Source organism: Mycobacterium shigaense (genome assembly GCF_002356315.1).
In the GTDB taxonomy this organism is placed as follows: Bacteria; Actinomycetota; Actinomycetes; order Mycobacteriales; family Mycobacteriaceae; genus Mycobacterium; species Mycobacterium shigaense.
Genome location: NZ_AP018164.1, coordinates 2,121,654 through 2,142,227 on the forward strand (window position 1 = coordinate 2,121,654; position 20,574 = coordinate 2,142,227).

Genomic DNA, 20,574 nt, shown 5'->3' on the forward strand with positions numbered 1-20,574 from the left:
TGATGGCGTCCGAGGTCGGCAGGCGCAGCAGAGCCGAAATCGCTGCCGAGACCAGGGAAGCGATCCTATCTGCCGCGTGCGCAATAATCAGCGAAGAGGGATTCGAAAGCATTCGGATGCGGATGGTCGCCGAGCGGGCCGGGGTATCCACGGCGGCTCTGCACTACCACTTCGACAACCGGGAGAAGCTCTTCGCCGAAGCGCTGCGGTATTCCTTCGAGAATACGGGTCGAGACGTCTACCAGGCGGACTCCGAAAGCGACAGCGCGACGGAACGTCTGGCGCGCATCATCTCCGCTTCGCTGCCGAGTACCGAGGCATTGCGCAGAGAGTGGGCCATGTACCAGGAGTTGTGGTGTCGAGCGCTTCGCGACCCGGAGTCGCGCGCTCTGGCCATCGAACTGGACCGCGCACAACAAGACTGGATCGCCGAAACCCTCGCCGACGGCGTGGCGTCAGGGGAGTTCAATCTGTGTGACATCGGGGCACACGCCCGGCTGATCAGCGCGTTGTGTGACGGCTACGGCGGACAGTTGATGCTCGAGAACCCTTCGCTGACGGTTGAGCTTGCTCATGCGGCGATCTGGGAACAGGCCGGTGGGTTGCTGGGGATCGCCGGCGAATTCCCCAACGACGGTTGGCGATGAGCACCCGTATCGATCGCCGCAGATTCCTCGCCGGCAGCGCCGGCGTCGCGGCCCTTCTTGCTTCGCCCGGTTGCGCCTACCTGACGCCCAAGCTGCAGGCGGTCGCGACCGAGCCCGTCAAGCCGCGGATTGACGGCGATCTTGTGTACTTCAACTGGGCGGACTACGTGCATCCCACTGTGTTCGAGGGGTTTGCGCGGGAGTACGGCGTCAAGGTGATTCAGTCGAATTTCGACTCGATGGAAAGTATGCAGGCCAAGCTCTCCGCGGGAAACTGCTACGACATCATCTTTCCCTCGGCACAGTGGGTGCAGAAGATGGTCGCTGCCAATCAGTTACGCGTCATCGACCCGTCGACGCTGAAGAACGCCTCGCTGATCTTCGACCATTACTCCTATTTCCGAGATCCGTGGTACGACCGGCATTCGGCGCACTCCATTCCGTTCACGATGTACAAGACCGGAATCGCTTGGCGGAAAGATAAACTCGGCGAAACGCTGCCCGGCAGCTGGTCGGACCTGTGGAACGAGGCCTCGAAGGGACACACGTTCGTGCTGGCCGACCGCAACGAAGTGCTCGGCATGCTGGCGCTGTTGCTCGGGTACGACCTCAATACCGCGGCGGACCGTCAACTTGCGGCGATGGTCAGGAAGTTTCGCGGCCTGCGCCCCTACCTGCGCGGCTTATCCAGCGACGACTACAACAACCTGCTCTCCGGTGACGCCTGGATGCACCAGACCTGGAGTGGAGACATCGCCGCGCTGCTGCGACAAGCGCCGGACCCGTCGATCTATGGATTCGAAGCGCCGAAAGAGGGTGCGCCGATCAACACCGATGCCTACGCCATCCCGGTCAACGCCCGCCACCCGGGCACCGCGTTGCTCTTCATCGACTACATGCTGCGCCCCGAGAATGTGCGGAAGAACATCGATCACATCGGATATCCGATGCCGGTTCACGGGACCGAGGACACCTACGCTCAGATCGTCGCGGCATTCCCGTCGTGTGCCGTCACCATCGAGGACCTGTCGCGTAATCTTTTCTACGCCAACAACACTGTGGCCAAGACCCAGGCTCGTGACGCCGCCTACACGGAACTGACGGTCGGCGGATGACCACCACAACGGTTCAGGCCGTCGCCCCGGCGCCGCGGCGCGCCCGCGGCGAACGCATGTGGACGTGGATGTTGGTGCCCGGCACGCTGTGGATGTCGGCGTTCTTCGTCTTCGCGCTCTTTTTGCTCATCGCGCTGAGTTTCGGAACCACCGACGCACTCGGCAACCCACGCTTCGGCAGCACACTCGAGAACATCGTGCGCGTCTTCACCCCGACCTATTTTCGGGTGGCCGTGCGCAGTTTGGTGTATGCCGTTGTCGCGGCGGTGATCTGCCTGCTGATCGCCTATCCGGTCGCCTACGCGATCGCGCGGCACGGCGGGCGTTACAAGAACGCTCTGGTAGCACTGCTCGTGGTGCCGTTCTTCGCTAACTACCTGGTGCGCATGTACGGCTGGCAGACGCTGCTGTCCGACGAGGGAATAGTGATGACCTGGCTGCGCACGCTGGGCGTCTCGGCGGACTTCCAGATCCTCAATACCTCCGCGGCGGTGATCGGTGGCCTGGTCTACGGCTATGTCGTCTTCATGATCCTGCCGATCTACGCCTCGCTGGAACGCATGGACGGCGCACTGATCCAGGCGGGGCGCGACCTCTACGGAACGTCGTTACGTACCTTCTTGTCCGTGACCGTGCCCATGTCGAGATCGGGCGCGTACGCGGGCCTCGCACTCGTATTCCTGCCCGCGATGGGGGATTTCATCAGCGCGCAGTTGCTGGGTGGACCCGACAACCTGATGATCGGCAACCTCATCCAGAACCAGTTCTTTGCCGGCCAGAACTGGCCCGGTGGGGCCGCACTGACTATGGCGTTGATGACGCTGTTGCTGATCTGCATGCTCGGCTACCTGCGCCAGACGGCGCGCGATGCCAAGGCGGCACGCCGATGAGGGGCTCAGGTATCAATCGCAAGCCACGCTTCGCCATTGCGGTCACGGCGCTGTTCTTCGTGTTGCTCTACCTGCCGATCATCGCGGTGGTCCTGTTCTCCTTCAACAACAAGAAGTCGCTCACCGTGTTCGACGGCTGGTCACTTCGTTGGTATGAGGCGTTCTTCCACGACAGCGCGCTAATCCAATCCCTGAATACGAGTGTCGTCGTGGCGGTCGCGGCGATGATCGGTTCGGTCGCGATCGGCGTCCCGCTGGCCTTCGGCCTTGTCCGGGCGCGCTCGAAGCTGGGCAGCGCGGCCAACGCGATCATGCTGATCCCACTGATCACCCCGGAGATCGTCACAGGTGTCGCATCGCTGATGCTGTTCAAAGGTGTTGGGTTGCAGCCGTCATTGACAACCCTGATCCTCGCCGAGGCTACGTTTTCGATCTCCTATGTGACGGTGATCCTGCGCGCCCGTGTCGCGGAGCTGAATCCGGAGGTCGAGGCTGCCGCAATGGACCTTGGTGCCACGCGGCTACAGTCGCTTCGCTTGGTGACGCTACCGATGATGTTGCCGGCCATCATGTCGGCCCTGATCCTGATTTTCACCCTGGTCTTCGATGACTTCGTGCTGGCATTCTTCACCAGCGGTGTCGACCCTCAACCGCTGTCGGTGCGTATCTACTCCGCGATCCGGTTTGGAATCCAGCCGTCCATCAACGCCGTCGGCACGCTGATGCTGGTCGCCTCGCTGGCTCTGATCGGGATCGCCCTACTCGTCCCGCGATTCTTCGGTAGGCGCGGCAACGGCCTCAACTTGTTAGGAGGATGAGAATTGGCTACCGCCATAGGAGATTTGAGCTCGTGCGTGGTCGGTGAGTCGCAGGCGCTGCCCCCCGTGCCGACCATCGCCGCGGTCTCACTGCGAAACATCTCGAAGTCGTACGGTGACAGCACCGTGGTGCGGGACCTGAGTATCGACATCGCGGCGGGTGAATTCTGTTCGCTGCTCGGGCCTTCCGGCTGCGGTAAGACCACCACGCTGTGGATGATCGGGGGCTTTGTCGATCCCACGTCCGGCCAGGTCTTGTTGCACGGCAACGTGGTCACCCATCTGCCACCGAATCGCCGGGACACCAACACGGTTTTCCAGAGCTACGCACTCTTCGACCACCTCTCCATCTGGGACAACGTCGCATTCGGGTTACGCCGCCGCAAGGTCGCCAAGCCCGAGATAACCCGGCGCGTCGGTGAGATGCTCGAAATGGTGCGGCTTACCGGCCGGGACAAAGACAAACCGAACGCGCTGTCCGGAGGTCAACGCCAGCGTGTCGCGCTGGCCAGGGCACTGGTCAACCGTCCCTCGGTGTTGTTGCTCGACGAGCCGTTTGCCGCGCTGGATCTCAAGCTGCGCAAGACGATGCAGGTGGAACTCAAACGCATCCAGCGTGAGGTCGGCATCACCTTCGTGTTCGTCACGCACGACCAGGAGGAGGCCCTGACGATGTCGGACCGCATCGCGGTGATGAGCGCCGGCGCCATCCAGCAATGTGGCACCCCCGAGGACATCTATGAGCGACCCGCCAACCGTTGTGTCGCGGAGTTCATCGGCACCGCCAACCTGATGACCGGGCGATACGTGGGCACCGGTCTCACGCTGCCCGGAGGAGCATCGCTACGCACCGGTCCGCTCGACGGCTGTGTGGTGGGCGACGAGGTATCGATCGCCGTGCGTCCGGAGAAGATCTGGCTGTCCGACCTCACCCCGGACATGGTGCAGACCGACGCCATCCTCAAAGCCACCGTCTACGCGGGAGCCACCACGACCTACCTGTTCGAAGTCGCACCGGGAGTTGAGCTTTCGGTGCTGGAACAGAACCTGGACTCGGCGCGCACCGAGGAACGATGGGCCGACGGTGAACGGGTCCGAATCGGTTGGCACCCCGAGCACTGCCTCGCACTATGAGCTGAATCAGGAAATAAGACAATGCCTTACGATGTAGCCGTTCTGGGTGCCGGTCTATCCGGCTTGTCCGCCGCCCGCGACCTGATGAGGGCGGGCGCCGACGTCGTTGTTCTCGAGGCCCGCAACAGAGTGGGCGGGCGCGTCGAGCAGGTCACGCTCGACGACGGCCGCATTGTCCAGCTCGGTGGTGAGGTGGTAGGCAACGGGCACACCGCGTATCAGGAGTTGGTCGCCGAACTCGGACTCACCCTGATTCCGAGTTATGTCGCCGAGCCGGGCGAGCTCACCTACGTCCTGCATGACGATGTCTGCATCGGTGACGAACCGTCGTGGTTCTCCGACGAGGATCGCCGCAGCATGGACGACGTCAAGCATGAGTTCGCGACGCTGGCGGCGACCGTCGACGCGGACGACCCGTGGTCGCACCCGAACGCGGTGGCGCTGGACACCACGCCGGTGATGAGCTGGCTGGGCGGCATCGGTGCGACGCCGAACGTACGGCGCGCGCTGGAGGCAGGCCAGTTAGGCCTGAGTTCGGGCTCCTTCGAACGCACTTCGTTGCTCGCCTTGCTGCGTAAGGCGGCCAGCATGCCGAGTAAGGAGCTCTACTCGTATGACGACTGGGAGAACCTCCGGGTGGCCGAGGGCTCAGCGACGGTCGCACTGCGGATGGCCGCCGAACTGGGCGACCGCATTCGGTTGAATTCTCCGGTCCGCGCGATCAAGGTGGCGCCGGGAAGCAGTACCGTGCGACTGATATCGGGCGAGCTGGTGCAGGCGAATTCGGTGGTGAGCTCGCTGCCGGCAGGACCGTTGCGCGACATCAAGGTGGAGGGTGTTTCCGACGCCCGGCTGGAGTCATTGCATCGGCAACGTCACGCCCTGGCCGCGAAATTCGTTGCCGCGTATACGCGGCCGTTCTGGCGCGATCGGGGTCAGAACGGTCTGACGGAATCCGAAGGCATCCTGGGGTCCTCGTGGCCGCAGACCGAGGGTGTGCTCTCCTGCCTGGTTCCGCCCGAGCGGATCGCCGCCTACCTGTCCTCGTCGACGCGGTACCGCCAAGAGGAGGCGCTCGCCGAACTCGCAAGCTGGTTCGGGGCGCAGGCGTTGAGCCCCGTCGCGACCTTCGAGCGGTTGTGGGGGACGGATCCCTGGACACAGGGCTACGTGACACAGTGGCGTCCCGGTGATGTCCACCGAGTGGGGCCGCTGCACGGCACCCACGAGCCGCCGTTCTACGTCTGCGGCTCCGATCAGTGGGTGGCGGGCTACATGGAAGGCGCGGTCCGCACCGGTCGCGCCGCGGCCGCCGAAGCGTTGGTGCACGGATGAAGACGATCGAGGTTCTCAACCCTGCTACCGCGCAACAGATCTCGTCCATCGAAGACATGGACGAAGTCGCCGTCGATGGCGCGGTCGCCACGGCGCGCCGCGCTTTCGACGGCGGTCGGTGGTGGCCGGGCACGCCCGACGACGAGCGTGGCCGAGTGCTGGCGCGTGCCGCGGAGTTGGTGCGCGCCAACGCCGATGAACTGGCCCGGCTCGAGTCGCTGGATGTCGGCAAGCCGCTCGCCGAGGCGCAGTGGGACGTGGCGGAAGCCGCCCGGATACTGGAGTATTACGCCGGCTGGCCAACGAAATTGGCGGGGGAGAGCTTCCCCGTCTCGGCCGAAGCGCTGAGCATCATCGTCCACGAACCCGTCGGGGTTGTCGCTGCGATCACTCCGTGGAACTACCCCTTGATGCTGGCCGCCCAAAAGGTTGCGCCGGCATTGGCTGCCGGTTGCAGCGTGATCCTGAAACCGGCCGAGCAGACACCCCTTACCTCGCTGCGGCTACCGCAGATCTTCGCTCAAGCGGGATTACCGGACGGGGTGTTTCAGGTGGCGACGGGCGGCGCCCGAGCGGGTGCCGCCCTGGTCGCCCACCCGGGGGTGGACAAGGTGTCATTCACCGGATCGTCCGCGGTGGGCCGGCTGGTGCTGCGTTCGGCGGCGGATTCGATCAAGCGGGTCGGGGTGGAGTTGGGCGGCAAATCGCCGAACATCGTCTTCGGCGACGCCGACGTTGCGGCGGCCATCGCCGGCACCGCGGCGGGCGTGTTCGCAAACCAGGGCCAGATATGTTCCTCGGGCTCGCGTGTCTACATCCACGCGGATGTGTATGACGAAGTGCTGGAAGGTATCTGCGCGATCGCGGCGGACCTCAAACTGGGCGCCGGGCTGGATCCCGACACGACGATGGGCCCATTGGTGAGCCGGGCTCAACAGGAGCGAGTCACCGAGTACATTCGCGTCGGCGCGAAGGAGGGCAACGTCGCCGTCTGTGGTCGGCTGCCGACCGACCCGGACCTCGAGAACGGCTTCTTCGTGCCGCCCAACGTGCTAGAGGTTCCGCACACGGCGGTCGTCGCGCGCGAAGAGATCTTCGGCCCGGTCATGGCGGTGGTGCGATTCACCGACACCGACGAGGTGCTCCGGATGGCCAACGACAGTCCGTACGGTCTGGCCGCGACGCTGTGGACTTCCGACCTCAGCCGCGCCCTGACGGCCGCCCGCGCGATTCGGGCGGGCGTGGTGTGGGTCAATGAGACACAGGCGGCGCCGCTGCAGGCACCGTGGGGTGGGTTCAAACAGTCCGGCATCGGCCGCGAGTTGGGCGTGCACGGGCTGCAGGAATACCTCGAGTCCAAGCACATCTACCTCAACCACGCTGGACGCTAAGGCGTTTCGCTATCCGCGCAGGATCGAGATGAAGACGCGGGCGGCTGCTTCGGCTCGTTTCGGATCGCCCGCGACGATGGCGTCGACCAGCTCGGTATGTTGGGCCTCGTGTGAGTCCACACTACCGACGGGCCGGGTCTCGACGGATCGGCACAGCGTCGGTACCAGCAGATCGTAGAACTGTAGGTAGATCTCATTGTGGCTGGCCGCAACGATCGCTCGATGCAGCGCCATGTCGGCCGAAACTAGTTCGGCGCGTTCGGATTCAGTGTCGGGGTCTTTCCGCCACAATTCGTTTCGCCGCACGAGTACTGCCCGCAACTCGGCGATGTCGGTCGCGTCGCGTCGCTGCGCTGCCAGTGCCGTGGCAGTGACTTCCAACGCCTCGCGCAACTCCAGCACGTCACGTTCGCGGGCCGCCGCGAAATACTCGGCGAGCGCGCCGCAGTGCTCGTCGTTGCTGAGGACGTAAGTACCCGACCCTTGCCGGCGCTCCAGCATTCCCGCGTGCACCAGCGCCTGCACCGCTTCGCGCACGGTGTGACGCGAGGCGCCGGTCATTTTGCACAACTCCGGTTCAGTCGCGATGCGCTCGCCGACCTGCCATCGCCCGGACGTGATTTCGTCGCGTAACTGATCGCTGACCTGCGCGACGAGCGTCTGGCGCCGAACGGTTTGCACACCCCGATGATAGCCCGGTTTGACTAATACATCGAATCATCGGATGATTCGACGAATACTTTGACAGAATTGAGACGGTGACTGCGATGGTGAATACCCAGCTAAAGCCTCCTTCCACCGGGCGGTCGCTCGTTGCCGGGCGAATCACGGTGCTGCTGGCGATCGTGTTGTTCTCGCTGGCCCTGCGGGCCGCGGTCACCTCGCTGACGCCGTTGTTGTCGCGAGTGTCCGGCGCCCTGGGCTTCGGCACTGCCATCGGCGGGATCCTAGGGATGCTTCCGACCGCGATGTTCGCGTTGGCCGGATTCGTCGGCCCGGCGCTGGGCCGACGAATCGGGCTCGAGCGCTTGGCCTGGTACGCCGCCGCCGCGACCGCGGCGGGGACGGGCGGCCGTTCGGTGGTCTCGGACGTGGCCGGCCTGTTGGGGTTCACGGCGCTGGCGCTGGCCGGAATGGGGATCGGCAACATCGTGATCCCGCCGCTGATAAGGCGTTACTTCGCCGATCGCGTCGGATCGATGAGCGCGGTCTACACGTCGTGTATCCAGTTGGGCACCATCGTTCCCGCCGCCCTCGCGGTCCCCATCGCCGACGCCCACGGATGGCAGGTATCGCTCGGGGTGTGGGCCCTGATCCCACTCGCCGCGCTGTTGCCCTGGGGCATCATCACGTTCCGGTCTGGCGCGGCCGACACCGCGGATCATCGCGCGTCGGAAACCGTTGCGGCCGTGTGGCGCTCGCCGCTCACGTGGGCGCTGACCGTCTTGTTCGCGATGACGGCGTTGAACACCTACGCGTTGTTGACCTGGATCCCGCAGATCATCACCTCGGCCGGCGGCAGTGAGGCGCTCGGTGGCGCCATGGTTGCGATGTTTTCGATCAGCGGATTGATCGCGGCGCTTTTCACGCCGGCGTTGTTTGTCAGATTCGCTAACCCCTTTCCCGTCGTGATCGGCTGCGGGGTCTGCTTTTTGATCGGTTTCGCGGGATTGCTCTGGCTTCCACTGACGGCGACTCTCGTGTGGGTGCTCATCGTCGGGCTGGGCCCGAGCACGTTCGCGGGGGCGATCACGTTGATCAGCCTCCGCTGCCGCACCGGGGCTGGCGCGACGGCGCTGTCCGGTTTTGTCCAGGGCGTCGGCTACCTGGTTGCCTGCGCCGGACCGTTGATTTTCGGTGTCTTGCATCAGGTCAGCGGCCGGTGGGACTTGTCGTTCGGCTTCCTGCTGGTCACCGTCGTGGCGCTGTTGATCGGCGGATATCACGCATGCAAGCCCCGCTATCTCGAAGACACCACGGGCGGAGCAACAGCCTAAACTGTCAATATGTTACTGGTGGGCGATCAAAAATAGTTGAAACTATGAAGTGTATTCTGCTCGGATGGCGCGGTCCTCATCTAGCCGCCAACTGGCGGGTCAGGCGGCCTATGACCTTCGGCTGCTAGTCAGCCGGCTGCGGCGTCGCCTCAAACACGAGTACGACAACAAAGGGCTTACTCCGTCCCAGATCTCAGTGATCAGTCGGCTCTCCCACGATGGTCCGGCATCAACAAGCGACCTGGCTGCGGCTGAGGGTGTTCGTCGCCAATCGATGGCGGCGATCGTCAATCACCTGGACAACTCCGGGCTGCTCACTCGCACGCCAGACCCTGAAGACGGGCGCCGGCTGCTGGTCGGACTGTCCAGCAAGGCAGTCCGAGATCTGCAGCAAGGTCGCCAACTTCGTGATCAATGGCTTGCCGACGAGCTGCGCGATCGCTACACCGACGAAGAACTGCAATTGATTGCCGCAGCCCTGACGCTATTGACCCGGCTGGCCTAGGATTTCGCTCGAAGTGCGCACCCGCCCGATGAGCGGAAATATATGTTGGATTGCGAAGTCGTGATGGGCCTTCGATAGGCTCGCCATCGCGTCGGGCACGCATATCACTTCGTAGCCCAATTGCAGGGCCTCTCGTGCAGTTTGCTCGACACCAAAGTTTGTAGCAATACCGGCCAACACGATTGAGCTGATGCCGCGTATGCGCAGCTCGTTGTCGAGTTGTGTGGAAGCAAACGCGCCCCAGCCGTCTTTGGTGACGCGTATGTCTGAGTCGTGTTCTCCTAGTTCCGCAACGATGCTGTCCCAGCCGGGCGGCATCAGCTCAGGAAGTGGCGGCATGGGCGTGTCGGTAACTGGACGTCTGTTAATCGGATAGGTCACATTGACTAGAACGACCGGCGCGTTGAACTTGCGGAAATAATCAGCTAATTGTCTAGCGACATTGATGACCTGATGTCCGGTGCTCGGCGCGAGCGGCATGTTTACTATGCCGTTCTGCAAGTCGATCAGGACCAGGGCTGTAGTCGTGGGGTTCAGCGCTATTTTTCGGGAATCCATGGACATGCTTTCTATTTCGTACTGCAGGGCAGGTTGGCGGTGTCGGGCCGGTGGTAGATCCAAGGTCTGTTTCGGTAATCCGCTGTCCGAAATCGTTCGATTTGGCTAAGCAACTGCAAGGTTTGACCTATGGCATCCAGCCCCTGGAGTAGCTGGTTGCGTGAGCGTTCATCAATATTGAATCGGTGGCGTGGGCCCCCGACGGCACCGACTTCGCAAGCCAGGAGGTCGATCTCGATGAAAGGCACAGCTTGCGAACCGAAAGTTTCGGCGACCAGTTGTTGGTGTCCGTCAGCGGGTAGTGGCAGCGGGAGTAGCCCGTTGCCAATGCAATTGCTCTGGAAGATGCTTGCGAAGCTCGGCGCGATCACAGCGCGAAATCCATTGTCGCGCAATGCCCAAACGGCTGATTCGCGTGAGCTTCCGCACCCAAAGTTTTCCCCAGCTACCAGGATGGTTGCCTTATCATAAGGATCTTGGTTGAGAACGAAATCGTTTCGCGGGCGGCCGTGTTCGTCGGATCGCCAATCGAGGAACAAGGCTTCCTTGAACGAGCCGTATTTGGCGAGCTCTGTCGGCTTGAATCGGGACGGACTTAGGGCGTCGGTGTCAACGTTGGCTCGCAGCATAGGGGCCGCGATGCCGGTCACCTGTCGGAAGGGTTGCATGACTGGTGTCACACCTCTCTGGGGTCGGTCAGTCGGCCGGTGATGGCGCTGGCAGCTACTGTCGCGGGGCTAGCGAGGTGGGTGCGCACTCCAGGGCCCTGCCGGTTTTCGAAGTTGCGGTTGGTGGTGCTCACGACACGTGCTCCCGGCGGGAACCGATCTCCGCCGGCGTAGAAGCACATGCCGCAACCTGATTCACGCCACTGAACGCCTGCGTCGACAAATATCTTGTCGATGCCTTCCGCCTCGGCCGCACGACGTACCGCAGTGGATCCGGGCACGCACATGGCGGTGACGCCGTCGGCGACCTTGTGTCCGCGCAGCACCTCGGCGGCCACCCGAAGATCGCTGAGCCGAGCATTGGTGCAGGAGCCGATGTAGGCCGCATCGATCGCAGTCCCGGCAAGCGGTCTGCCTGGTTGTAATCCCATGTACTGCAATGCTTGTTGCGTGCCTGCGGGATCAGCCGTGTCGGTCGGATCGGGGATCGCCATGTCGATGGCTCCGCCGTGTGCGGGGCTGGTACCCCACGTGACATGAGGCACCAGCGCCGCGGAGTCAATATGTGTGGTGCGCGTGAATAGGGCATCGGGGTCACTGACGAGGCGTTGCCACGCTTGCGTGGCGGCTGCCCAGTCATCGCCACGAGGCGCGTAGGGACGCCCGGCCAGAAAATTCAGCAAGGTGTCGTCGGGTGCGATGACCGCGGTGCGCGCGCCGGTTTCAGTGGCCATGTTGCACAATGTCAAACGCCCTTCAATGTCAAGAGAGCTGACCGCTTGGCCGCGAAACTCGATTGCGTGTCCGGTGGCGCCGTTGGCACCAATGGCGGCAAGCAACGCCAGGTTGAGGTCTTTGGCGTAGACATGGTGGCCCAGCGGACCGTCGAAGCAGACGAGCATGCTCGCCGGACGTTTCATCGCGAGTGTTTGTGTGGCTAAGGCGTGTTCGCAGTCCGTCACGCCCACGCCCCATGCCAATGCGCCCATGGCCCCCAGCGTTGGGGTGTGGCTGTCGCAGCAGATCATCGTGGTGCCTGGCAGGGCAATGCCTTGCTCGGGGAACACCACGTGTGAGATGCCTTGGCGTGCGTCGTCAACATCGAAGAGACTTACCTGGTGTCGATGCGCTTGTTCGCGGAACGTGTCGATAAACATGGCTCCGCTGGGAACTGGTGTTGAGCCCGAGGGATCCCTATTGGGTCGGGTGTCGACCACGTGGTCCATGGTGCCGAAGACCAGGTTTCGGTCAAGTGGGCTGCGCCCCTCGTCAGTGAGTGCGCGCAGAGCTAGCCCGCCGCTGCGGTCGTGCAACAATACGCGGTCGATGTAGAGCAGCGACGTGCCGTCATCGAGCTCGGCGACAACATGGTCGTCCCAGATCTTGTCCACGATGGTACGAGGCTGGCCGGTCATGATAGGTATCGCGCTTCGAGCTGTTCGACCTCATTCATACCGAACAGGTTATGCGCCTCGCGGAACGGCAGCAGCAAATCGCTGAGACCGGCGGTGTCGCCGTCTTTGCGGACGCGCGCCAGTGCCTCCCTCATGCCGCCTAGAGCGGCCAGCAGCAGTACGCCCGGCAGGCTGACCCGGGCCACACCAAGTTCTTGTAGTTCGGTGAACGCCAACCGCTCGGGCGATTTTCCGCCCTCAACGATGTTGACTGCCACCGGACCGTGGATGTTATCGACGGCGTGCCGAATTTCGTCTCGTGACGTTACTCCCTCGACGAAGATCATCGTGGCTCCCGCTTCTAGATAGGCGTTGCCGCGACGGATCACTCCTGACAATCCTTCGACCGCGAGCGCATCGGTGCGGGCATTGATCACAAAATCTGGGTCCCGCCGCGCATCAGCGGCGGCGCGGATCTTGGCTACTGCCTCCTCGAGACCGATCAACTCCTTTCCGGCGAGGTGGCCGCAGCGCTTGGGGGAGACCTGGTCCTCGAGGTTGATCCCTGCGGCACCGAGGTCTTCAAACGCTCTGACCGTGTAGTAGCTACTCACGGCGTTACCGAAACCATTGTCGCCGTCCGCCATTACCGGTACATCCACACTGCGCACGATGCGAGCGGTGCAGGCCGCCATGTCTTCGAGTGAAATCAACGAGTAGTCCGGCCGGCCGAAGTGAAATCCGGAGATCGCCGCACCGCTGCACTGCAGTGCTGCAAACCCGGCTTGTTCGGCTAGTTTTGCGCTGCTGGTATCGAAAACACCTGGCATAACCAATATCTCGGGATCAAGAATCAAGTTCTTCAAAATCGACCCTTTACCCATCTTGCCTCCTCTTCTAACGCGGTTCTGGTCGCGGGCTGCCAACAGCATCCGCGCCACTGGAAGTCGACATGGTGTGCGACGCCGTGACGTGCTGGCTGATGCCGGACCGTGAGAACCGCTCGGTCCGCCGAGCGAGTGGGATGCCCGGTGTGGGCCATACCAACAGCATAGATATCGACAGTATAAACTGTCAATATACGTGTTGCGGTGGTCATCATTTGGTTGTCGACGCTCACCGCACTACGCGCGTGGCGCAGTGGCCGGCGCGAACTTTCCGCTCACCGGGATCGCAAAGGCCGTTCGTTTTCCCAGGTGGCGCAATGGCCGTCGGGGCCTGGATTTGGGCTGGTGGACACCGAAGTGCACCCGGCGCAATAGGCTTTCCCTGCCTTGCAGGCCCCGATCGCCCGCCCCAAAAGCGCCCCTGAGCTGCGTTAGCGTGGCGACGTGGCTGAGGCGATACCCATTCGCGGACCCCGGGCCGACCGCGCCCGCCGGGTCGCGGACGTGCTGCGCCAGCAGATCCACGCCGCCACCTATCCCGACGGGCTGCCCGCCGAAAGCGAATTAGCGGCCGAGTTTTCCGTGTCGCGCAACACCATTCGCGAGGCCCTGGCAGCCCTGAAATACGAAGGTCTGATCGACCGCGGACCCAAGGTCGGCACCCATGTCGCGCAACGCAAATACGACCACCGGATCGACTCGCTGCTGGGGCTGAAGGAAACCTTCAAACACATCGGCGAGGTCCGCAACGAGGTGCGCGCCGCCATGTCCGTGGTCGCGCCGCCCGCGGTCGCCAACCGACTGCGGTTGGAACCCGGTCAGCAGGCGGTATTCATCGAGCGGCTGCGGTATCTCGGCGATCTGCCGCTCAGTCTCGACCTGACCTACCTCGCGCCCGACATCGGGACGCAGATTCTGGATTACCCGCTGGAAACCAACGACGTCTTCGCGCTCATCGAGCAGGTGAGCGGACACCGGCTGGGCTCCGCGGCGCTGGCATTGGAGGCTATTCCGGCCGATGCGCACTCCGCGGCGACGCTGCAGGTGCCCGACGGATCCGCGCTGCTGATGCTGGAACGACTTACCAGCCTCGACGACGGCAGGCCCGTTGACCTGGAATATATCCGGATGCGGGGAGATCGAATAACTATGCGGGGCAATCTGTTACGCGCCGCGCCGACAAGGAGCGAGCCATGACGCTGGTCGACAACAACCGCGCCGACGTGCCGGTGACGATCGACGAATCGCTCTGTATCGACGGTTGTACGCTCTGCGTCGACGTCTGTCCGCTGGACGCCCTGGCGATCAACCCCGACACCGGGAAAGCGTTCATGCATGTCGACGAATGCTGGTATTGCGGTCCGTGCGCAGCTCGCTGCCCAACGGGCGCCGTCACGGTCAACATGCCGTATCTCATACGCTGAAATAATCTAGACCCCAAGGCAGTTCATGAAACGACATGCAGCCTGGCTGGCGTCGGTTGTGTTCGCCATTGCCGCAACCGTCTCCGGTTGCTCGCTGGAACCCCTTTCGGCCTCCTCCGGTGTGGTCAACGTGGTGGTCGGCTACCAGTCCAAGACCATCAACACCGTCACCGCGGGGACCCTGTTGAGGGCCCAGGGCTACTTTGAGCGCCGGCTGGCCGACATCACCACCCGCACCGGAACCAAGTACGCGATCCGCTGGCAGGACTACGACACGGGCGCCCCGATCACCGCACAGATGCTCGCCGAGAAGATCGACATCGGCTCGATGGGCGACTACCCGATGTTGATCAACGGCTCCAAGACGCAGGGCAACCCGCTGGCGAAAACCGAGATCGTCTCGATCACCGGCTATAACCCCAAGGGTGCGCTGAACATGGTTGTGGTGAAGCCGGATTCGTCAGCCACCACGCTGGCCGACCTGGCCGGCACCAAGGTCTCGGCAAGCGTCGGCTCGGCGGGCCACGGCACTCTGGTCCGCGCCCTGGACCGGGCCGGGATCACCGGTGTCGAGGTTCTCAACCAGCAGCCGCAGATCGGGGCTTCGGCCCTGGAATCGGGTCAGGTGCAGGGCCTTTCGCAGTTCGTAGCCTGGCCCGGGCTGCTGGTCTACCAGGGCAAAGCCAAATTGCTCTACGACGGCGCCGAGCTGAACCTGCCCACCCTGCACGGTGTCGTGGTGCGGCGTTCGTACGCATCGGCTCACTCCGAGGTGCTCGCCGCGTTCCTGCAGGCGCAACTGGACGCGACCGATTTCCTCAACGACAAGCCACTCGAAGCGGCGCGGATCGTCGCCCAGGCGAGCGGCCTGCCCCAGGAAGTGGTGTACCTCTACAACGGGCCGGGTGGGACGTCGTTCGACCCCACGCTCAAGCCATCGCTGGTCGATGCGCTGAAAAGCGATGTGCCATATCTGAAGTCGATCGGCGACTTCGCCGATCTCGACGTGTCCGGGTTTGTGCAGGACGCGCCGCTGCGCGCGGTGTTCGCCGCCCGTGACCGCGACTACAACGCGGCCCGGGCCTCGGGCGCCAACCCGTCGTTGCTCAGCGGCGATCCTCGGCTGGCGAGTGAACTGTGGCTGGACGGAGCCGATTCCACTCAGACGGTCTCGAGCCCCACCGCGCTCCTCGGCGCCATCCGGGACGCGACCGCACGCGGAGGCAAGGTTCGGGCAGCCTACGTTCCCGACACCGAATTCGGCACCCGGTGGTTCGCCGACAAGGCGGTATGGGTGCGACAGGGCCAGGCCTACCTACCCTTCGGGACTGCGGCGGGGGCGCATCGCTACCTCGCCGCACATCCGGGCAGCGTTGCCATCAACTATCAACAGGCACTGGGAGGTTCGGCATGACTGCCTACGTAACCGGAGAACCGGCCGCCCAGGTGGCCGACGATGCCGTCGGCGCGGTTCCGGCGGCCGGCATCGACACCACGCGGCGATCCTCCTCGCCCTGGCGGTGGCGGTTGCTGCGGCTGGTCTCGGTGGCCGCGGCGATCGGGCTGTGGCAATTGCTCACGGCGGGTAAGGTGCGCCTGCTGCTGCGGTTCGACACGTTGCCGACCGTCACCCAGACCGTCAATGCGCTGCATCGCCGGCTGGGCACCTATGAGTATTGGCTTGACCTGGCGCAGTCGCTGATCCGCATCCTCACCGGCTTCGGGCTGGCTGCGGTGATCGGCGTTGCCACCGGCGTCTTGCTGGGCCGTTCGCGCTTGTTCGCCAACACCTTCGGCCCGCTGACCGAGTTGATCCGACCCGTTCCGGCCATCGCGATGGTTCCGGTGGCCATCCTGCTGTTCCCCACCGACGAGGCCGGCATCGTGTTCATCACGTTCCTCGCGGCCTACTTCCCGATCCTGGTCAGCACCCGGCACGCGGTGCGGGCGCTGCCCACCCTGTGGGAGGACTCGGTGCGGACCCTGGGCGGCGGCCGGTGGGACGTGCTGACCCAGGTGGTGTTGCCGGGGATCCTGCCCGGGGTGTTCGGCGGCCTGTCCGTCGGCATGGGCGTGGCGTGGATCTGCGTGATCTCCGCCGAGATGATCTCGGGCCGTCTCGGCATCGGTTACCGCACCTGGCAGGACTACACCGTGCTGTCCTACCCGCAGGTGTTCGTCGGCATCATCACCATCGGGGTGCTGGGATTCGTTACGGCCGCGGCCGTCGAACTGTTGGGCCGCCGCGTCACGCGCTGGCTGCCCCGTGCGGAGGAGGGGACTAGATGACGGTAGGCATGACACTGGAGCTGGATCGAGTGCGGTTGTCCTACACGGGAACTCCCGTCATCGACGGCTTGAGCCTGGCGGTGCGACCGGGTGAGATCCTGGTACTCACCGGGCCCTCGGGCTGCGGCAAGTCGACCGTGCTGCGCGCGCTGGCCGGTCTGCTGGTGCCCGACGGCGGCCGGGTGCTCGCCGACGACGCCGAGGTGACCACCACGTCGGGCGACCGCGGCATGGTGTTCCAGGACAATGCGCTGCTGCCGTGGCGCACGGTGCGGTCCAATATCGAACTGGCGCTGCGGCTGCGCGGCGAACCCCGCGCGACCCGACGTTCGGCGGCGGAGCACTGGATCGACGAGCTCGGCCTCACCGGTTTCGGCAATTACCTCCCCAAGAGCCTGTCCGGTGGGATGCGCCAGCGCGTGCAGCTGGCCCGCGGCCTGGCCGGGGCACCCCGCGCGGTGATGATGGACGAGCCGTTCGGGGCGCTGGACACCCAAACCCGTGCCGCCATGCAGCGTCTGCTGATCGACACCTGGCAGACCCATCCGACCACGATCGTGTTCGTCACCCACGACGTCGACGAGGCGCTGGCGCTGGGGGACCGCATCGTGGTGCTGGGCCGGGCGGGCCGGCCGCTGCGCGCGGTGCGGGAGGTGCCCGACCCCCGTACTGACCGCCCGCGCGATGAACTGCGCGCGGAAATCATTGCGGCGCTCGATCATTCGGTGGCCGCCTAATGGAGATTCCCGACCTGCAGCCGGTCCGTCTCGATTGCGACCTGCTGGTAATCGGTGGTGGCACGGCGGGCACCATGGCCGCGCTGTCGGCCGCCGAGCACGGCGCCCGGGTGCTGCTGCTGGAAAAGGCGCACGTGCGGCACTCCGGTGCGCTGGCGATGGGAATGGACGGCGTCAACAACGCCGTGATTCCCGGCAAGGCCGAACCGGAGGACTACGTCGCCGAGATCACCCGCGCCAACGACGGAATCGTCAACCAGCGCACGGTGTATCAGACGGCCTCCCGCGGGTTCGCCATGGTGCAGCGGCTCGAACGCTACGGCGTGAAGTTCGAGAAGGACGAGCACGGCGGATACGCGGTGCGCCGGGTGCACCGGTCGGGCTCCTACGTGTTGCCGATGCCGGAGGGCAAGGACGTCAAAAAAGCGCTCTACCGGGTGCTGCGGCAGAGGTCGATGCGGGAGAAGATCCAGATCGAGAACCGCCTGATGCCGGTGCGGGTGCTCACCGAGAGTGGCCGAGCCGTCGGTGCCGCCGCATTGAACACGCGCACCGGTGAATTCGTCGCCGTCGGCGCCAAGGCCGTGATCCTGGCGACCGGGGCGTGCGGCCGGCTCGGCCTGCCCGCGTCGGGCTACTTGTACGGCACCTACGAGAACCCGACGAACGCCGGCGACGGGTACGCGATGGCCTACCACGCGGGCGCCGAACTCTCCGGCATCGAATGCTTCCAGGTCAACCCGCTGATCAAGGATTACAACGGGCCGGCGTGTGCCTATGTGGCCAACCCGTTCGGCGGCTACCAGGTGAATTCGCACGGCGAGCGGTTCGTCGACTCCGACTACTGGTCGGGACAGATGATGGCCGAGGTCAAAAGCGAGATCGACTCCGCACGCGGACCGATCTACCTCAAGGTGTCGCATCTGCCCGACGAGTCGCTGACCGCGCTGGAGAACATTCTGCACACCACCGAACGCCCCACCCGCGGCACGTTTCACGCTAACCGCGGACATGACTACCGCACGCACGACATCGAGATGCACATCTCCGAAATCGGCTTGTGTAGCGGGCATTCCGCGTCCGGCGTGTGGGTCGACGAACACGCCAGGACCACGGTCCCCGGGCTGTATGCCGCGGGCGATCTGGCCTGTGTCCCGCACAACTACATGATCGGTGCGTTCGTGTTCGGCGACCTGGCCGGCACGCACGCCGCGTCGACGCTGACCGACACTGCTGCGCCCCAGCAGCTTCCGGACGACCAGCTGCGCGACGCGCATGAGCTGATCTACCGGCCGCTGCGCCATCCGGACGGCCCGCCACAGCCGCAGGTCGAATACAAGTTGCGACGGTTCGTCAACGACTATGTGGCACCGCCGAAGACCGCGGCCAAGCTGTCGATCGCGGTGCGCACCTTCGACCGCATGCGGGCCGAGATCGCCGAGATGGGCGCCCGCAACCCGCACGAACTGATGCGGGCCGTCGAGGTGTCCTTCATCCGCGACTGCGCCGAAATGGCCGCTCGTTCCTCGCTGACTCGCACCGAATCACGGTGGGGCCTATACCACGACCGCGCCGATCTGCCCAGCCGCGACGACAGCGAGTGGGGCTATCACCTCAACCTGCGCAAACGGACCAACGGGCTTGGCGAAGAAGAAATGGCTTTCCTCAAGCGTCCGGTGGCGCCGTATTTCGTGCCCGTTCCGGAGCTGGACGGTCTGCCGCCGGCCGATCAGACGGTGCACGAGGTGGAGCAGCCGGAGCTGGTCGGCGGCAAGGCGCCGGCCAACGCGGAATCCCGAATCGCCCCGGCGGAAACCGCGTTCGAGCCACCGTCACCGCGCATCGCCGAGGTGCTCGCCCTCGAGGAGCCGACGATCGCCGACCTGCGGCCGTACCTGGCCGATGACGACCCCGGAGTGCGCCGCACCGCGGTGGCCACGCTCACCGAGCACATTCCCGACGGCTACGCGCCGGCGCTGTTCGCCGCGCTGGACGACGCCGACGCGGGGGTGCGCCGCACCAGCGCCGAGGGCATCCGCGAGTTGGTCGAGGTGTTGCCGGACCCCGCCGGTGCCGAGCCCTACCTGCTGTCCGGCGACACGGTGGTGCGGGCGGCCGCCGTCTATCTGCTTGCGGCGCGCCGCGCCGGTGCGGCCGGGCAGTATCGGCGCGCGCTCGACGACCCCGATGACCGGGTGCGTATCGAGGCGGTACGGGCGCTGGTGTCGGTCGACGACGTCGACGGCGTCGTCACCGCCACCGGTGACGAGAGCCGAGAGGTACGCATCGCCGCGGCCGCCGGCCTGGCCACGCTGCGCGGCGGCGCCGCGGCCGTCAGCGCGTTGATCGGCGACCCCGACCCGTTGGTGCGGGCGGCCGCTCTCGCCGCGTTGGGCGAATTGGGCTGCGGTCCGGACGATTTCAAGACGGTAGAAAAAGCGTTGCAGGCGCCCGCGTGGCAGGTTCGGCAAGGTGCGGCCCGGGCTCTGTCCGGGGCGGCGGCCGAGCTCGCCGTGCCGCGGTTGTCCGAGGCCCTGTCCGACGCGCATCTCGATGTGCGGAAGGCCGCGGTGCTGAGCCTGACCCGGTGGGCCGCCGCGCCCGCTGCCCGCGACGCCCTGGGCCTCGCCCTGAAAGACAGCGACGCCGACGTGCGGGCCTACGCGCGCCGGGCGCTGGACCCGGCCGAGTAACCGCGATCCGGCGCGCGCCTAGGGCGTCGCGTGTGCAGTCATGGCATCGAGTGTGCGTCCAGGGCGTGAATTTCGGGGGGCGATTTCCCGCC

Annotated in this window: 20 protein-coding genes; 15 read left to right on the forward strand and 5 right to left on the reverse strand. The window is 64.8% G+C overall.

The window, feature by feature from the left end; all coding sequences use genetic code 11:
* Positions 1–2: 2 nt before the first annotated feature.
* From MSG_RS10085 to MSG_RS10115, 7 genes are read left to right on the forward strand one after another with little or no spacing between them, the layout of a single operon-like run.
* Entirely contained in the window at positions 3–647 is a 645-nt protein-coding gene (locus MSG_RS10085) for a TetR/AcrR family transcriptional regulator (protein ID WP_096444302.1), read from the forward strand.
* Complete coding sequence (locus MSG_RS10090; protein ID WP_096439283.1) at positions 644–1,762, forward strand: extracellular solute-binding protein; 1,119 nt, start codon at positions 644–646, stop codon at positions 1,760–1,762. The genes MSG_RS10085 and MSG_RS10090 overlap by 4 nt, the downstream gene beginning before the upstream one ends.
* Positions 1,759–2,652, forward strand: coding sequence for an ABC transporter permease (locus tag MSG_RS10095; RefSeq protein WP_096439285.1), 894 nt, complete (start codon positions 1,759–1,761; stop codon positions 2,650–2,652). The genes MSG_RS10090 and MSG_RS10095 overlap by 4 nt, the downstream gene beginning before the upstream one ends.
* Positions 2,649–3,470, forward strand: coding sequence for an ABC transporter permease (locus tag MSG_RS10100; protein ID WP_096439286.1), 822 nt, complete (start codon positions 2,649–2,651; stop codon positions 3,468–3,470). Before MSG_RS10095 ends, MSG_RS10100 begins: the two co-directional genes overlap by 4 nt.
* A 3-nt stretch (positions 3,471–3,473) precedes the next feature.
* Positions 3,474–4,604, forward strand: coding sequence for an ABC transporter ATP-binding protein (locus MSG_RS10105; RefSeq protein WP_373421206.1), 1,131 nt, complete (start codon positions 3,474–3,476; stop codon positions 4,602–4,604).
* A 21-nt stretch (positions 4,605–4,625) separates the two neighbouring features.
* Complete coding sequence (locus tag MSG_RS10110) at positions 4,626–5,939, forward strand: flavin monoamine oxidase family protein (protein WP_096439288.1); 1,314 nt, start codon at positions 4,626–4,628, stop codon at positions 5,937–5,939.
* Positions 5,936–7,330, forward strand: a complete 1,395-nt coding sequence (locus tag MSG_RS10115) for an aldehyde dehydrogenase family protein (RefSeq protein ID WP_096439290.1) — start codon at positions 5,936–5,938, stop codon at positions 7,328–7,330. Before MSG_RS10110 ends, MSG_RS10115 begins: the two co-directional genes overlap by 4 nt.
* Before the next feature lie 9 nt (positions 7,331–7,339).
* On the opposite strand, the gene MSG_RS10120 is transcribed toward MSG_RS10115, so the two are convergent.
* The gene (locus tag MSG_RS10120; protein ID WP_096439292.1) at positions 7,340–8,011 is read right to left on the reverse strand and encodes a FadR/GntR family transcriptional regulator; all 672 of its coding nucleotides are present in this window, start codon (positions 8,009–8,011) and stop codon (positions 7,340–7,342) included.
* A gap of 86 nt (positions 8,012–8,097) precedes the next feature.
* Here MSG_RS10120 and MSG_RS10125 point away from each other — a divergent pair, with 86 nt between their 5' ends.
* Positions 8,098–9,327 carry an MFS transporter gene (locus MSG_RS10125; protein ID WP_096439294.1) on the forward strand — a complete coding sequence of 410 codons (1,230 nt, stop codon included), beginning with the start codon at positions 8,098–8,100 and terminating at the stop codon, positions 9,325–9,327.
* A gap of 64 nt (positions 9,328–9,391) precedes the next feature.
* On the forward strand, positions 9,392–9,832 hold the full coding sequence (locus MSG_RS10130; RefSeq protein WP_096439296.1) for a MarR family winged helix-turn-helix transcriptional regulator: 441 nt from the start codon (positions 9,392–9,394) through the stop codon (positions 9,830–9,832).
* Here MSG_RS10130 and MSG_RS10135 read toward each other — a convergent pair.
* From MSG_RS10135 to MSG_RS10150, 4 genes are read right to left on the reverse strand one after another with little or no spacing between them, the layout of a single operon-like run.
* The gene (locus MSG_RS10135) at positions 9,812–10,396 is read right to left on the reverse strand and encodes an isochorismatase family protein (RefSeq protein WP_197705021.1); all 585 of its coding nucleotides are present in this window, start codon (positions 10,394–10,396) and stop codon (positions 9,812–9,814) included. The genes MSG_RS10130 and MSG_RS10135 overlap by 21 nt on opposite strands.
* Positions 10,397–10,401: 5 nt before the next feature.
* Positions 10,402–11,058: a 3-isopropylmalate dehydratase small subunit gene (gene leuD, locus MSG_RS10140; protein WP_096439298.1), complete on the reverse strand. Its 657-nt coding sequence runs from the start codon at positions 11,056–11,058 to the stop codon at positions 10,402–10,404.
* 8 nt (positions 11,059–11,066) lie between these two features.
* Positions 11,067–12,473: a 3-isopropylmalate dehydratase large subunit gene (locus MSG_RS10145; protein ID WP_096439300.1), complete on the reverse strand. Its 1,407-nt coding sequence runs from the start codon at positions 12,471–12,473 to the stop codon at positions 11,067–11,069.
* Entirely contained in the window at positions 12,470–13,384 is a 915-nt protein-coding gene (locus MSG_RS10150; RefSeq protein ID WP_232011211.1) for an isocitrate lyase/PEP mutase family protein, read from the reverse strand. Before MSG_RS10150 ends, MSG_RS10145 begins: the two co-directional genes overlap by 4 nt.
* A gap of 399 nt (positions 13,385–13,783) precedes the next feature.
* Between MSG_RS10150 and MSG_RS10155 the strand changes: the two genes are divergently transcribed.
* From MSG_RS10155 to MSG_RS10180, 6 genes are read left to right on the forward strand one after another with little or no spacing between them, the layout of a single operon-like run.
* Positions 13,784–14,536 (forward strand): GntR family transcriptional regulator, encoded by a 753-nt coding sequence (locus MSG_RS10155; RefSeq protein WP_096439304.1) that lies wholly within the window; start codon positions 13,784–13,786, stop codon positions 14,534–14,536.
* Positions 14,533–14,763 (forward strand): 4Fe-4S dicluster domain-containing protein, encoded by a 231-nt coding sequence (locus MSG_RS10160; protein ID WP_096439306.1) that lies wholly within the window; start codon positions 14,533–14,535, stop codon positions 14,761–14,763. The genes MSG_RS10155 and MSG_RS10160 overlap by 4 nt, the downstream gene beginning before the upstream one ends.
* 25 nt (positions 14,764–14,788) lie before the next feature.
* Complete coding sequence (locus tag MSG_RS10165; protein WP_096439308.1) at positions 14,789–16,177, forward strand: ABC transporter substrate-binding protein; 1,389 nt, start codon at positions 14,789–14,791, stop codon at positions 16,175–16,177.
* Positions 16,174–17,052 carry an ABC transporter permease gene (locus tag MSG_RS10170; RefSeq protein ID WP_096439310.1) on the forward strand — a complete coding sequence of 293 codons (879 nt, stop codon included), beginning with the start codon at positions 16,174–16,176 and terminating at the stop codon, positions 17,050–17,052. Before MSG_RS10165 ends, MSG_RS10170 begins: the two co-directional genes overlap by 4 nt.
* On the forward strand, positions 17,049–17,789 hold the full coding sequence (locus MSG_RS10175) for an ABC transporter ATP-binding protein (protein WP_096439312.1): 741 nt from the start codon (positions 17,049–17,051) through the stop codon (positions 17,787–17,789). The genes MSG_RS10170 and MSG_RS10175 overlap by 4 nt, the downstream gene beginning before the upstream one ends.
* Entirely contained in the window at positions 17,789–20,482 is a 2,694-nt protein-coding gene (locus MSG_RS10180) for a fumarate reductase/succinate dehydrogenase flavoprotein subunit (RefSeq protein ID WP_096439314.1), read from the forward strand. The genes MSG_RS10175 and MSG_RS10180 overlap by 1 nt, the downstream gene beginning before the upstream one ends.
* Positions 20,483–20,574 lie beyond the last annotated feature (92 nt).